This window comes from Microcystis sp. M169S2, from assembly GCF_020245865.1.
GTDB lineage: Bacteria > Cyanobacteriota > Cyanobacteriia > Cyanobacteriales > Microcystaceae > Microcystis > Microcystis ichthyoblabe_A.
This window is the reverse complement of sequence record NZ_JADBUB010000203.1, coordinates 1-14,920: the sequence shown is the minus strand read 5'-3', so window position 1 is coordinate 14,920 and position 14,920 is coordinate 1. Positions and strand designations below refer to the sequence as shown.

Here is a 14,920-nt window from a genome sequence, read left to right as displayed (position 1 = left end):
TAGACCTCTTGCAAAAGTCTTAAGTCGATCCTTTTACAGCAACATTTTTGAAGATTATCAACTACTAATAAATAATTAACTGAAAGTCCCTCCCATTATTGTTTCTATCGTTTGTTTTCGGATTTATGCAAGAGGTCTAATCACGTTGGGGAACCCTTTGGTATTTTATCCATGACTACAATGCACAGCAAAGCAAAGGATTAAGCCGTCATCACTACTACCGAATCACCACTGGATTAGCAGACTGGAGTATTTCCCGAAAAATCCTGCGTCGATAGGAAGGAGATTCATTGCTGATATTCCATAAAGTTTCGTAGAAAAAGAAAGAAACGCCAAAATTTTCTTGTCTCGATTTTTCCACTTGTTGAGTAATATTAACCATCGGAATCGGACGACCTTTTAAACCAGATAAAATCCCAATAGCTACGGGGATAGATTCTCTAGCTTGCTGTAATTCTGGTTGGGATAATTCCCAGTCAAAGGCGTTCATATCAGTTCGATACACTTGTATTATTAACTCATCAATCAAGTTTTTTTGTTGCCATTTTTGCCAATCTAAAAGATAGGATTCTAGGGAGAAAGTGTAGGGATTAGGAGATAGAGAAATAATCGCCGTAGGTTGGTGCTTTTTAATCGTCTGGGCTAAAGTATTCATATAGTCAGTAATTTTATCGGCCCGCCATTGAATCCATGCTTTATCTTGGTAATCTTGCGGTGGTAATTGTCCAGAATGTTCCCTTTGATAGAGTTTAATCGTCGTTTCATCATAGCCAAAATCGGCGGGATAACCAAAATGGTCATCAAACTGAATTCCTTCTATATCGTAGTTAGTAATAATCTCGCTGACTAAATCGGTAATAAAGTTTTGTACTTGCGGATGTAAGGGATTTAACCACACCCGTTGATGCACTTTTCCTTCCCACCAAATCACACTTTTATCCTGTCTTTGGGTTAACCAATCGGGATGTCGTTTGGCTAATTCTGAATCCGCGGGAGCCATAAAACCAAATTCAAACCAGGGAATAATTCTTAATTTTTTCCGATGACCTTGGCTAATCATTTCCTTTAAAAAGTCACGATTTTTTAAAGATTCATGGGGATCGATCGCTCGTCCTGTGACTTTTTCTGCTACCCTAGAAGGATAGAGTGTATAACCCCAATTCCAGACCGTGGGATAAATAGTGTTAAAGTTTAAATCAGCCAACCTATCAAGGGCATCTTTTAGGGTTTCTGGTTTAAATAATACCTCACTATCGATATTAGTTAACCAAACTCCACGAATTTCGGGTTTTTCTTGGGTTTGATTGCTGGATTGTGCCGGATAATTAAAGGTTATCGTCATGATACAAGCAAAGATAATTAAAAATATTAACCAGCTTATTTTCCCGTATCTTTGACTATAAATCACCAAACTATCGGCGAAATTATTAAAGGTTTTACTGATTTTATTCATAATGGGAAGTGGGGAAGTGGGGAAGTGGGGATAATAAATAAAAGCTGCCTCCTGACGACCGCCTCCTGACTGTTAAAATAACTAAATTATCTCTCTAAATTGCGAGGATCTAGAGAATCGCGTAAACCATCACCGAGTAAATTAAAAGCTAAAACGGTGAGAATAATTAACAAAGCAGGTGGCCAAATTAGCCAGGGTTGTAGAACAATAATTGAGGCATTGGTAGCCAAAGAAAGCATATTTCCCCAACTAGGATCTGGTTGTTGAATTCCCAAACCAATTAAACTTAAAACCGATTCGGCCACGATAAACCCCGGCACGGCTAACGTAGCAGAAATAATGATATAACTGGCAGTTTGGGGCAGCACATGACGCAGAATAATATAAAGGGGTTTTGCTCCCATAGCTTTAGCGGCCTGGATAAATTCCTGTTCTTTCAGGGATAAAACTTGACCGCGAATTACTCGCGCTAATCCCGACCAACTGATAAAAGAAGTAATCAGGACGATTAATAAAAAGCGCTGGGTGCTGGTTAATCCTGCGGGTAAAACGGCCGCTAGGGCCACGAGTAAATATATGCCGGGGATAGTCATTAAAACTTCCACAAAACGCATTAAAATCGCATCTAACCAACCGCCAAAATAGCCAGAAACGCCACCGACAAATAAACCGATAGGGAAAGAAATTAAAATCCCCACCAAACCGATAAATAAACTAATTCTGCCCCCGAAAATCAAGCGACTAAAACTATCGCGTCCCGATTCGTCAGTTCCCAATATATTGATTCTACCATCGCCGATGACCCCGAACAGATGGAGATCAAAAGGGATACCAGGGAATAAAGTTACTTCATCCCATTTTGGTGGCAAAGGTAGGCGAATTTGACCAAAATTATAGGTTTCACCCTTAACCAAGAGACGCAGCGGCAAGGGTTTGTTAAAATCTCTCATTAGCTTCCGCTCACCAGTTTCTATATTAATAGCACTTTGAGTGGTGGGATAGACGTGGGGGCCAATCCACTCACCCTTGTTACTTCCCGACTGCGAGCGCCAAAAGATTTGGGTGGGAGGGAGGAGAGACTGACCGGGTTGGGAGGAGTAGGGAGAGTAGGGAGCGACAAAATCCGCCGCTATTACGCTTAAATAGAAGATTAACAGTAAAACTGCTCCCCAACGGGCGAGAGGATTATCTTTGAGTTTGTGCCACCAGTCCATAGGCGATGAGGTCAATAGGAGAGTTAATCTTTATTTTGCTAGTTTGATTGCTACAATTTATCATACCAACAAAAAAGCTGTCTAATGTTTATCAACCCCCTTGTTTATGAGAAATCTCCTGTCTATCGTCAAGATTTTGAGACAGCGCAACCGTTTAAGCATTTGGTCATCGATAATTTTTTAGTGAGGGAGCAAGCGCAAATTTTGCTAGAAAATTTTCCCAGTTTTAATCCGCAAAAAGCCATTAGTGAGTTAGGAAAAGTTGGCGGGAAGGCGGTTAATGAGGATTTAATCGGTTTAGGGGGTGTTTATCAACAGTTTGGCCGCTACATTCAAGCTCAAGAGTTTTTAGAGTTAATTTCCCAATTAACTGGTATTGATAATTTAATTCCAGACCCTAGTTTTTATGGGGGTGGAACCCACGAAAATTTACAGGGTCAAGAATTAGACCCTCACATTGATTTTAACCTCGATGAGCGTCATTGGTATCATCGCCGCTTGAATTTATTAATCTATTTAAATCCCCAATGGCAAGCAGATTGGGGAGGTAATCTAGAGTTACATTCCAATCCACGTCAACCAGAAGAAAATAAGATTAAATCTTTTGTCCCTATCTTTAATCGTTGTGTTATTTTTGAAACCAATGAACATTCATGGCATGGATTTTCTCAGATTAATTTACCAGAAAATCAACGGCATTTATCCCGGAAATCTCTTTCTATCTATCTCTATACTAAAGAACGTCCGAACCAGGAATTATCACCATCTCATACAACTTTTTACATCCCGCGCCCGCTGCCAGAAAATATTCAACCCCATCAAGTTTTAAGCTCGGAAGATTACCAACAAATTAAAATTTTACTGAAAAGACGGGATGATTTAATTCGTTTTTATCAAGATAGAGAACTGAAAGAATCTCAGGATTTAGTTAGTTTAAAATCCCATATTAAGCGCTATCTATCTCTCCAATACCCTCGCCTATGGAAAATTATTAAAAGTTTACCCCGTTGGTAAAAGTGACCAGAAAAAAATCCCTACTTTCCAATCAAAGAAAGTAGGGAATAATCAAAAAAACTGACTGGGAACTTAGCCTAATAACTGGGTAGCACGCGCAGTTAAAGCATTGGCAGTTAAGCCATTATAGGCCATAATTTCCCCAGCGCTGGCGGTGGTTTCTCCCCGTTTCCAAGCGAAGACATCCCGACGGGTATTACTGCGTAACATAATCGGTTCTAACATGGCGCTTGTACCACCGGTTACTCCGATTAAAGCATCACCAGCAAAGAGACTGTCAAAACCAGCATCATCGAGGAAATTATTATCCGCTTGCGAGCTAGTTTCACTCATCACATCGCTAGGACGATAGAGACGACGGGGATTAATTACCGAGACGATTTTTACACCGATTCCCGCTGCTTCTAACTGTTGGGCAGACTCAAAGACGGGTAATAAAGTCATATCACCAATGACGGCAAAAACGACTTTTTTACTGCCTTCCGATTCCTGGAGAATTACGCCGCCTTTTTCTAAAGCTTGATGGGTTTGCTCAAAGGTGGTTCGCACCGGTAAAGGCGATTTACTAGCGGTGATTGTAATGCCTTTATTGCTGGTTCCTAAAGCCCATTCATAACAGACTTGAATACTGTTAGCATCGCAGGGAAAGAGAGGGAAAATATTACCATTTCGCATCATAGCAGCGAAATAATTTTCAATCTCTGGGCGTTGGTGTGTCCAACCATTACGCCCTTGCTCTAAGGCTCCGGCGGTGAATAAAGTAATAGTAGAAGGGGTGGGACGACGTAACTCGGCCATCGCTTGGGTTACAGTCTGCCAAATCGGTAAACCATTGATAGCAAAAGACTCGTAGGAACACCATAAAGTCCGCCCTCCCAAGAGAGATAAACCGACGGCTAATCCAGCACAGGCATCCTCGCTTAAAGGCTCATAAACTTGACCGTTAGGTGCTTGGAAATAGGCATCATCGGTGGTGGGGTGAATAATCTTTAAACCGACGTTAATATTATTAATTCCCGAAGCGGCATTACCATCAGCATTAGTGACAACAAAATTGGGGTCAGCTTTACCCACAGCTACCACTAATTCCCCCATAGCAGTGGTGGCCACTTTTTTATCGCCACCCACAGTATATTCCGTCATCGGTAAGGTTCCTAAATCCGGCAGCGGGAAGACTTTTTCCGTCACCACTGTTTCTGCTGCCGGACCGCCTCCAGAGCGCTCGAAATTAGTACGAACAATTGCCCAAGCTTCAGGGGGTAAAGCGCGTTCTTGTAAGGCAGTAACGATATAATCTTTTTCCAAAGAATCGCCTGGATAAAGATTATGAGAAGCTGCTCCCCGTTTGTGAACTCCCGCCCCTTTAAGTTGTTTAATAATGATCACCGTTAGTTTACCACCTAGGGCTAATTGGGCGGCTTTATCCGTGGCCATTAACACCGCTTTCATGAACTCCAGACGCTGGTTAAAAGAGAATTTGGTGCTATCTACATATTCCCCTTTTTGATTAGCATCATCGAAGTCTTTGGCATTAATGAGAATCACTTCCTCGAAACCATTACCGCGCCAATAGGCTTCCATTTCGGCGTTAGTTTTCAGGGACACCATGCTATGGTGTTCTTGGGAATAGCCATTCCAAACTAAAATTGGCAGAAAATTGGTAATTTCTGGATAAGCAGTGTGAAAATGACCAAAACTACTCATAATGTAGGGTTCTCCTAAACCACCATCCCCGATAGTCACAGGGAAAAGGGTATTAGGGTGTAATTTGGCCGCCGCCATGGCGAAATGTTGTCCTTGGCCCAAAGGACCGGCCGGCCCAAGAAGTCCGGGGATTTGTCCGGAAAGATGCCCTAAAAGTCCGTGTTTTTCCCGAAAACGTTCTCCCAATTCGGTGACGTTGCTGATGCCCATGGCTTCGAGAGAGCGATCGAGAAAGACGTTACTATAAAAACCGGGGGCATGATGGCCCACTTCGGTGAAAATATTTTTTTGGCCTAACATCATCAAAGAGGCAATCACGTCGGCAGCGCTGGCAAAACCGCCGGGGTGTCCCGATTCTTTGGTAGCGGTGATTTGTAGGGTGAGGTAACGCAAAGCATCGGCGGCTAGGAGGGTTTGATAGATAGCATTCGGGTCATTAGCGGCACTAATAGCGGTTTTTCCCTCAGCAATAGCGGCTTTTCCTGCATATTTATCAAATTCGGGTAAGGAACCCCCAAAATATTTTATTCCTTGACAAAAATCGGGAATTGTGCTAGTAGCTGTCATAAAATTAATATACCCCTTTACATACAGGCAATCATTAAAACTATCTTACAGTTAGCGGTAACTCTCGATAGATGCGATATTACAGGGGTTTTCCATAGGCGATCGACTATTTGTGCTACACTGATCGCCAATGTTAACCATAAAATTAATCCTATTGATCATGTTAAATAGCAACCAATTGCAGGATTTAATCAGTAAATCCCTACGTTATCTATTAATTATCGGCACTATTGCCCCTCTAACTTCCTTAGAAGCTCGCCCAGTCCAAGCTAATCCTCCTAGTAGCGCTGCACCCCCTAAAGAAGCGATTGCGCCTATCCCCGGAGAAAGCAAAGATTACACCCTAGGAGAAGGGGATAAAGTGCGCGTCACCATCTACCAAGTGGCGGATTTAAGCGGCGATTTCCTTGTTTTAGCCGATGGAACCCTAACTTTACCTCTCATTGGTAGCGTCAAAGTGGAAGGAATGACCGTCACCGAAGCCGGCCAAACCCTTGCCAAACGTTACACCACCTATCTCAAACGTCCCGTGGTTACTGTTAGCGTTCTCACCCCCCGGCCTCTGCAAATCGCCATCGCGGGGGAAGTCAATCGTCCGGGTACCTATACAATTAACCCCGAACAAAGCCAAAAAACGCCCCTATTGACCGAAATAATCCGGCAAGCGGGGGGAGTGACTACGGTGGCCGATATTGGTCAAGTTCAAATCCGACGCAACCTCAAGGGACAAGAACAGCTAATACAAGCGAATCTCTGGCAATTAATCCAAAAAGGCGATACAACCCAAGATATTAGCCTTAGAGATGGCGATAGCATCGTTATTCCCACTAAAACGACCCTTAGCGTCGGGGAAGTCAATCAATTAGCCGATGCCAATTTTGGACTAGATAGCGATCGAGAAATTAATGTTACTGTGGTGGGAGAAGTTTATCGTCCGGGGTCCCATCGCATTGTCCCCACTGCCAACAATAATAACAATAATAATGACCAAGATCGCGGCGGCACCAGGAAACCGGCCCGACTAACGCAAGCTATCGAACAAGCGGGAGGCATCAAACCCCTCGCCGATATCCGACAGGTGCAAGTGCTGCGTTATACTCGTGACGGTTCCCAGCAGAAAATCCCGGTAGATCTGTGGAGTTTGCTCGATAAAGGTGATATGACCGGCGATATCTTTCTTCAAGAAGGGGATACCGTGATTATCCCCACCGCTACTGAAATCTCGGCCAAAGAATCGGAAACCCTAGCATCGGCCAGTTTTGCCCCTAAAACCATTAACGTAAAAGTGGTCGGGGAGGTGAAAAGACCGGGGACAATTGAAGTTCCTCCCAATACCCCTCTCAATCAGGCAATTTTAACCGCAGGAGACTTTGATAAGCGTCGCGCTAATCAGTCCACAGTGGATTTAATTCGTCTCAATCCTAACGGGACCGTCACCAAAACCTCAATTAACATCGATTTTTCCCAGGGTATCAACGAGAAAACTAACCCGATTCTCCGCAATAATGATGTGGTTGTGGTTCATCGTAGCAATCTGGCCTCTGCCACCGACACCCTCGGCACGGTTTTAAGTCCCTTTACCGGTCTGACAGGCCTCTTCAACGGATTTTTAAATCTTTTCCGTTAAAAAAGTTTACTTTACCCGGATGTCATTAGCTAAGTAATCGAGCTAATAATAGATATAGAAACGGCGAAAAGTCGTGAGCAGTCACGGCTTTTCTGCTCAAGAGACTCAGGAAAGAAAACTATGATTTTTCTCCTTACTCTAGCCCTAATCTCTCTGTCGATTAGCTACAATGTTCACGGCGAAATAATTAGCCTCAGTACCTGCTTATTAGGTCTTTTTTGTGGCTTATTAAGTTTGTTCTTTACACCCCTACTGGTAAAGGTTTTTATCCTTGTCACTTTAGTCCTCTTTAGCTGAGATTTTAAACCCTAAACTCGACTAAAACCCTAAGCATACTTAACCCATCAAAAAAACTGTTATGCAAAAACGCTATCTCGGTCAGACTAATATAGAAATTACTCCCCTTCTCGTGGGTACTTGGCAAGCAGGAAAAAAGATGTGGGCAGGTATTGAAGATGAGGAAAGTATTAAGGCTATTCGTGCCGCTTTTGAGGCAGGAATTACCACTATAGATACAGCCGAAATCTACGGGGAAGGTCACTCGGAATCGATTGTCGCTCAAGCTTTGGCCGATGTGCGAGAACGGGTAATTTATGCCACCAAAGTCTTTGCTAATCACCTCAAATACGAGGAAGTTATCGCAGCTTGCCATCGCTCTTTAAAAAACCTCCAAACCGATTATATCGATCTTTACCAAATTCATTGGCCCAGTGGCTCATGGAACACGGAAATAGTGCCTATTTCTGAAACTATGGCCGCTCTTAATTATCTGAAAGCACAGGGAAAAATTCGCACTATAGGGGTTTCCAATTTCTCCCGCTCTCAACTGGAAGAAGCTGGTCAATACGGCAGAATTGAGAGTATTCAACCTCCCTATTCTCTGTTTTGGCGCTCGGTAGAAAAGGAAATTATGCCCTATTGTATAGACAATAATATTTCTATTCTGGCCTATTCTCCCCTTGCCCAAGGTTTATTAACAGGAAAATTTAGAAACGGTTATCAGTTGGCAGCGGAAGACCATAGAATTAAAAATAAACTCTTTCATGGCGAAAACTTTCAGAGAGTACAAGCGGCTTTAACTCAATTAGAACCGATTGCTAACCGCTATAGTTGTTCCCTAGCTCAATTATCTCTGGCTTGGTTAATTAAGCAACCCCAAACTAATGCAATTGCTGGGGTAAGAAATGCCGCTCAGGCAGTTAATAACGCTCAAGCAATGACAATTAATTTAACCCCAGAAGACCTAAAATTAATTGATAATATTGGTAAACAGGTAACTGATTTCTTGGATGATAATCCTGTGCTGTGGGATTTCTAAAAATTATACAGCAGTTATCTTAAGGGTGAAGACAGAAGCTTTGGTTAATTCTCAGGAAAAAGCCTGTATAATGATAGGTATAGTTCGATTCTTACCGCAGGATTATACCTATGGCTAAGTCCAAAAAACACAATCTGCAATGGATCAAAGAAACCCTCGACTTAAATCCAGATCATAACTGGAAATCTAGTCCGGGTAACAGTATTTTTGTAGCTGGTCGCGGTGCAGTGCGCTTTGAAGTTCCTCAAGATTGGCATTTTGAACCTGATGATAATTCCTTTCGTTTTTTAGATAGAAAACCTCCCGATGATGATTGTCGTTTAGAGGTTTCCTATAATTTACTTCCCCCCGGAGATTGGAAAGAATTACCCCTAAAAGGAATGGTCAAAAAATTAGCTCGTGAAGATAGCCGCAATCCTCACGAAATCGGCGAAGTTATCCAAGAAAAACGCCAAACTGTCCGCATTGTTTGGGTGCAAATTCAATTCATCGACCCCCAAGAAAATCGACCCGCTTATTCGCGCATTGCCGTGGGCATCGGTTCCGGGGTTCAATGTTTAATTACTATGGATTATTGGGTCAATGATGCGGAAAAATTCACCCCCGTCTGGGATACGGTTATCTCCTCGCTGGTGTTAGGTTTATACATTCGCGATCCCCGCAGCGGTTTAGCTTTCCCCGACTAAAGGTAATAGCAATTTTGCAGGAAAATTTCCTTGACAAAAAACCTTAATTGTGATAGTAGAAAAATTGATCGCTCGACTTGCGTGGGGATAGCTGCCGGTTCCCGCGTTGACGGGATGTGCGGGAAAGCAAGAGGCACTGAGACTCAAACGCAAGCTATGACCTTGAGGAATAGTGATAAAAGTGGCCTGTAGGGCAATATTTAGGGGCGATTCGGGATTATTTACCCGTTTATAACCCTGAGTGATATTCAAAACTCGACCATCGGGGGTAACTTGAGAAACCACCGCGCAGATATCGAAACTAACCGCATCTGCTTGACAATAACAGTCCAGACGGGGACTACCCAAAATCGTTAAATCTTTCTCTAGGGGAGGAGAAGTGTAGGTAATCACATCACTGCGACAGTCTAGCATGGTGCGGTCGAATATTCCCCCCGGTAGGGCGCTATGACCTCCTAAAGATGGCACTGGTCGCCAAGGATCGTGAACTATGATATCCTCGATCGCAGGTTCTAACAAAATCGCGCTTAATTTCCCCTCATCCTCGCGCAGATTGGCTAAACCTTGACTAGCAAGATAATAAATTTGCTGATTTTCTCTGGGAAACTTTTCCAGATATTGCCATTGATTAGACCCCATTTGAAATAGATACAGGGGAGGATTTTTTAATAACTCCGTTTCCTGACCTTTTAAGAAATAATCAAACCATTGCAGCTGCATTTTATCCACAGGACTAATTGCCTCTTGACCATAATCTATCTCTCCTACTTTTCTCCCCCAGGGTAGATGAGTCCAAGGACCAATAATTAGTCGTTGGGGATAGATGGAACGCGCTTGCATTTCTTGGTATAAACTCAAAGTTCCCCGGAGATGAGGATCGAACCAACCCCCGATATGTAACATCGGTAAATCGATATTTTTTAAAAGGTTTTGCGGTGATAAATTTTGCCAATAGTCATCGGGAAGATAACGAGTAATCCAATCGTGATAAAAAGAATCGGCGGCTAAATCCTGTAAAATTTGGGGATAGGCAGCAATAGGATCAAAAAGGGGTAAATTTCGGGAAGCTGCCCAGAGTTTTTGGTAGGCAGTTTCGTCCCCTTTTAATCTAGCTGTTTCCGCAGCTAATTGTATTGCCCAAGCGAGATTATATTGTAAATTAAATGCTTCATTTTCATAGCCCCAATCTCGATATAAATCGTGAGCAATCATCGCTGGGCAAATAGTTTTTAAAGCATCATGACCATTGGCAGCGGCATATAATTGGGTCATTCCCTGATAGGAAAAACCATACATTCCCACCACACCCGTATTATTAGGAATAGTTAAAACCCATTCAATAGTTTCTAATCCGTCGCTAATTTCATGGGCAAATAAATTAAAATTTTCCGTCGAGTTTCCCCGGCCCCGAACATCCTGAATTACTACAATATAACCCTGACGTGCATACCAGCTAGGATGGGCATAAACCACCGTAGAAGCGATCGCTTTTCCGTAGGGTTGTCGCATTAGTAAAATGGGCAAAGATTCCCTACTATCGGGACGATAAATATCGGCAGCTAAACTAATTCCATCTTTGGTGATCAAACTAGCTGTTTCTTTTTTTATGGGGTAGGGATTAAACATTATTATCTCTTTCAGATCAAAAATACTGTCAGGTGGCTCAATCGAGAAAACTTGACCAAGACCAGATAAAGCTTAACTAAATGTTACAATAAAGGCGGACTGCCTCAACTGCCTAGGACTGGAGAAAAATCAGCGATGCTACGACTAGAGAGAATTAGTAAGATTTACCCGACGGGAGAAGTGTTAAAAGATGTCACTTGGGAAGTAAAAACTGGCGATCGCATCGGGTTGGTGGGAGTCAATGGGGCCGGAAAATCCACCCAACTGAAGATTATTATGGGGGAAGTGGAACCCACCGCCGGGGAGATCATCCGTCCTACCAGTCTCCATATCGGCTATCTTACCCAAGAATTTGAAGTGGATCCCCGTCGGACGGTACGCGAGGAATTTTGGACGGTGTTTCAAGAAGCGAATCAAGTCCACCATCAACTAATAGAAATTCCCCAGCACATGGAAAAAGCCGATCCCGAAGAATTAGATCGCTTAATTCATCAATTGGATCGCTTACAAAGACAATTTGAAGGGTTAGATGGTTATGGATTAGAAGCACGCATCGAGAAAATTTTACCAGAAATGGGCTTTACTATTGATGACGGCGATCGCTTGGTAAGTTCCTTTAGTGGTGGTTGGCAAATGCGGATGAGTTTAGGCAAAATTCTCCTACAAACTCCCGATATTTTACTCCTCGATGAACCCACTAACCATTTAGACTTAGAAACCATTGAATGGTTAGAAAAATTCCTCAAGGATTTAACTACTCCCATGGTCATAGTTTCCCACGACCGGGAATTTCTCGATCGTCTCTGTACCAAAATTGTCGAAACTGAAAGGGGAGTTTCTACCACTTATTTAGGTAATTATTCTGCCTACCTACAGCAAAAATACGAACAACAATCCGCTCAGTTAAGTGCCTACGAACGTCAACAAAAAGAACTAGAAAAACAGCAAGCTTTCGTTGATCGGTTCCGGGCCAGTGCCACCCGCAGTACCCAAGCAAAAAGCCGGGAAAAACAATTAGAAAAGGTGGAAAAAATTGAAGCACCAATCGCCGATGTGCGTACCTTAAAATTCCAGTTTCCTCCAGCAGTGCGTAGTGGACGAGAAGTGGTAACGATTAAAAATCTTGTTCACATTTACGATGATAAAATTCTCTTTTTGGGAGCAAATCTGGAAATAGAAAGGGGCGATCGAGTGGCGTTTTTGGGACCGAATGGTGCGGGAAAATCGACGCTTTTGCGTTTAATTGTTGGTTTAGAAGCTCCCACAGAAGGCTCGATCGAAATCGGTAAACATAATGTTATTCCTAGTTATTTTGAGCAGAACCAAGCGGAAGCTTTAGACCTAACTAAAACTGTTTTAAATACCATTCACGATGAAGTTCCCGATTGGAAAGATGTGGAAGTTCGCAGTCTTTTAGGGCGATTTTTATTCAGTGGGGAAACGGTATTAAAAAAAGTAGAATCTTTGAGTGGTGGCGAAAAAGCGCGTCTTGCTTTGGCCAAGATGTTACTTGCTCCCGCTAACTTATTAATTCTCGATGAACCCACTAATCACCTCGATATTCCCGCTAAGGAAATGTTAGAATCGGCTTTAAAAGTTTATGAAGGCACGGTTTTAATTGTTTCCCATGATCGTTATTTTATCTCCCAGGTAGCTAACAAAATTGTCGAGATTCGGGATGGCGAATTAATTGTCTATGCGGGAGATTATCACTATTATCTAGAAAAACTAGACGAAGAAAAACAAAAAGCCGAACAAAAACGTATTGAAGCCGAAAAAGCGGCTAAAGCTGCCGCTAAACGCGCTAAACAAAAGGCCAAAAAAGGTTAGAATGTAAAGTATCACCCTATCCACTATTATCTATCGATTAATTAATCTTATGGCAGCTATAAAAGTAGGCGATCGAGTTCCCAATTTTTCTCTCCCTTCCCAAACAGGGGCAACGGTTAATATCGGCGATTTAATCGGTAAAAAATCCCTAGTAATTTATTTCTATCCCAAAGATGATACTCCGGGTTGTACCGCAGAATCCTGCGCTTTCCGCGATAGTTATGAAGTGTTTACCGATGCGGGTGCGGAAGTTATTGGTATTAGTGCCGATAGTCCCCAATCTCATCAACAATTTGCCCAAAAATATAATCTTCCCTTCACTCTTTTAAGTGATAGCGATAACCGAGTGCGGAAGTTATTCGGTGTTCCCTCTACTTTGTTCGTCCTCCCCGGACGAGTAACCTATATCATTGATAAACAGGGAATCGTCAGACATATTTTTGATTCTATGTTAGATTTTAAAGCTCACGTTACCGAATCTTTAAACACGATTAAATCTTTTTAAGTTGATGATTATGAAAGAAATCCCGATCAGATAATTACTTGGGAAGAAATTAAAACATCTATCCGTTAACGAAGGCAGGGGGTAGGCTTCGGCCGAACGTAGGCTGTTTTTGTAACGGGGATTTATGCCCCGCTCCAAAAACTTTTCGCCTTAAGGCGAGGTTTTAGATCCGATTTTTTCGATAAGCAATATCGCTCACCACTACTACTAAATCATTACCAGCAGGTGCAGAGCAGAAGAAGTTAAGAACATTCCCCGCAATAATGGCCAGCAAGGGCTAGAGAAATAAGGCGGGGAATGCCTGCTTGAGCTAGAGCGCCTGGAACAGCACGTTGGTGTCGGAGAGGGTGGGGGTGAGAGTTCCGGTCAACGTGACAATCGCCAACGGACTGAAGGTTGATCCCGCAGAGCCATCGGCATCGTAGGAGAGTACCCCGCCGCTGTAGGTGAGGTAACCGCCAGCAATTGCACCTGTGTAGGTTGTGGTTCCCAAAGCCCCGCTACCCAGGGACGTGAAGGCACTGGCACCGGTTATATCGAACACGATGGTGTCGTTGAAACCGGTGATCACATCCTGCTGGTCGTAGATGCTCAGAAACCGGAAGGTGTCGCCGCCGCCACCGGTGAGGGAATCGTTGCCGAACCCGCCGACGATGGTGTCATTACCATTACCACCATTGATGGTATCATTGCCGGATCCGCCGTAGATCAGATCAAAGCCGCCGAGTCCGATGATGTTGTCGTTGCCGGTGCCGCCGCTGATAATGTCGGCGCCAGTGCCGCCGTTGATGGTGTCATTGCCGTCGCCGCCATTGATGGTGTCGTTGCCGTCGAGGCCGCTAAGGTTGTCGTTACCGGTTGATCCGGTGATGGAATCCGCGCCAATTGTACCTGAGCCAATCACACTATCGCCTCCAGACGGACCATCATTCGGGTCAAGACCGCCGCCCACGGTCATAGCGATGGTGGCGGAATTGGCAACACCCTGGTTGCCAAGGGTATCGAAATAGTCGTTGGACACTGCCACTGTTCCCGTTGGCGACTGGAAGTCAGTAGGGGTGAAGGTGGCGGTGTAGGTATCGCCGTTAACGCTAGTGAAGTTGCTCAGCACCCCCTTGGTCAGGGTCACGTCGCTAGCGGTGAAACCGCTTACGGTTTCGCTGAACTGGAAGGTGACTGTGGTGCTAAAGTTCTGGCTGGTGAGCGGTGAGTTGTCGAAGGTGATGCCCACGGTCGGATTGAGCGTGTCAATCGTCACCGTATCCGTACCCGCTCCACCATTGTTACCGGCAATATCGGTGTAGCTATCGGCTGCCACGGACACCGAGCCAATGGTTTCCACAGCATCGTCGGCCGTGAAGATGGCCGTATAGCTG

11 protein-coding genes are annotated in these 14,920 nt (G+C 43.7%); 6 read left to right on the top strand and 5 right to left on the bottom strand.

All coding sequences use genetic code 11. The annotated features are described in order from the left end of the window. Positions 1 to 217 precede the first annotated feature (217 nt). Positions 218 to 1,453 (bottom strand): glycoside hydrolase family 10-like protein, encoded by a 1,236-nt coding sequence (locus tag IM485_RS19215; protein ID WP_104395252.1) that lies wholly within the window; start codon positions 1,451 to 1,453, stop codon positions 218 to 220. A gap of 86 nt (positions 1,454 to 1,539) precedes the next feature. Further along, entirely contained in the window at positions 1,540 to 2,667 is a 1,128-nt protein-coding gene (locus tag IM485_RS19210; RefSeq protein WP_287745038.1) for an ABC transporter permease, read from the bottom strand. 84 nt (positions 2,668 to 2,751) lie between these two features. On the opposite strand from IM485_RS19210, the gene IM485_RS19205 reads away from it, so the two are divergent. Next, the gene (locus IM485_RS19205) at positions 2,752 to 3,681 is read left to right on the top strand and encodes a 2OG-Fe(II) oxygenase (RefSeq protein ID WP_287745036.1); all 930 of its coding nucleotides are present in this window, start codon (positions 2,752 to 2,754) and stop codon (positions 3,679 to 3,681) included. A gap of 72 nt (positions 3,682 to 3,753) precedes the next feature. Here IM485_RS19205 and IM485_RS19200 read toward each other — a convergent pair whose 3' ends face one another. Further along, the gene (locus IM485_RS19200; RefSeq protein ID WP_104395255.1) at positions 3,754 to 5,952 is read right to left on the bottom strand and encodes a phosphoketolase family protein; all 2,199 of its coding nucleotides are present in this window, start codon (positions 5,950 to 5,952) and stop codon (positions 3,754 to 3,756) included. Positions 5,953 to 6,082: 130 nt separating this feature from the next. On the opposite strand from IM485_RS19200, the gene IM485_RS19195 reads away from it, so the two are divergent. The 3 genes from IM485_RS19195 to IM485_RS19185 all read left to right on the top strand — a co-directional run bounded on the left by IM485_RS19195 (position 6,083) and on the right by IM485_RS19185 (position 9,583). Beyond that, a complete protein-coding gene (locus IM485_RS19195; protein ID WP_104395256.1) occupies positions 6,083 to 7,579 on the top strand; it encodes an SLBB domain-containing protein in 1,497 nt (498 codons plus the stop codon). A 358-nt stretch (positions 7,580 to 7,937) separates the two neighbouring features. Further along, positions 7,938 to 8,897 carry an aldo/keto reductase gene (locus IM485_RS19190; protein ID WP_104395257.1) on the top strand — a complete coding sequence of 320 codons (960 nt, stop codon included), beginning with the start codon at positions 7,938 to 7,940 and terminating at the stop codon, positions 8,895 to 8,897. A 110-nt stretch (positions 8,898 to 9,007) separates the two neighbouring features. Continuing rightward, complete coding sequence (locus IM485_RS19185; protein ID WP_004268100.1) at positions 9,008 to 9,583, top strand: Alr1449 family protein; 576 nt, start codon at positions 9,008 to 9,010, stop codon at positions 9,581 to 9,583. Here the strand turns inward: IM485_RS19185 and IM485_RS19180 are convergent. Further along, positions 9,566 to 11,209 (bottom strand): CocE/NonD family hydrolase, encoded by a 1,644-nt coding sequence (locus tag IM485_RS19180; RefSeq protein ID WP_287745033.1) that lies wholly within the window; start codon positions 11,207 to 11,209, stop codon positions 9,566 to 9,568. The genes IM485_RS19185 and IM485_RS19180 overlap by 18 nt on opposite strands. Positions 11,210 to 11,344: 135 nt before the next feature. Here IM485_RS19180 and IM485_RS19175 point away from each other — a divergent pair, with 135 nt between their 5' ends. Further along, positions 11,345 to 13,039: an ABC-F family ATP-binding cassette domain-containing protein gene (locus IM485_RS19175; protein ID WP_104395259.1), complete on the top strand. Its 1,695-nt coding sequence runs from the start codon at positions 11,345 to 11,347 to the stop codon at positions 13,037 to 13,039. 49 nt (positions 13,040 to 13,088) lie between these two features. Then, on the top strand, positions 13,089 to 13,544 hold the full coding sequence (locus IM485_RS19170) for a peroxiredoxin (RefSeq protein ID WP_104395260.1): 456 nt from the start codon (positions 13,089 to 13,091) through the stop codon (positions 13,542 to 13,544). A gap of 310 nt (positions 13,545 to 13,854) precedes the next feature. Here IM485_RS19170 and IM485_RS19165 read toward each other — a convergent pair. Next, on the bottom strand, positions 13,855 to 14,920 hold a 1,066-nt coding region (locus tag IM485_RS19165), incomplete at its 5' end, for a calcium-binding protein (RefSeq protein WP_287745032.1).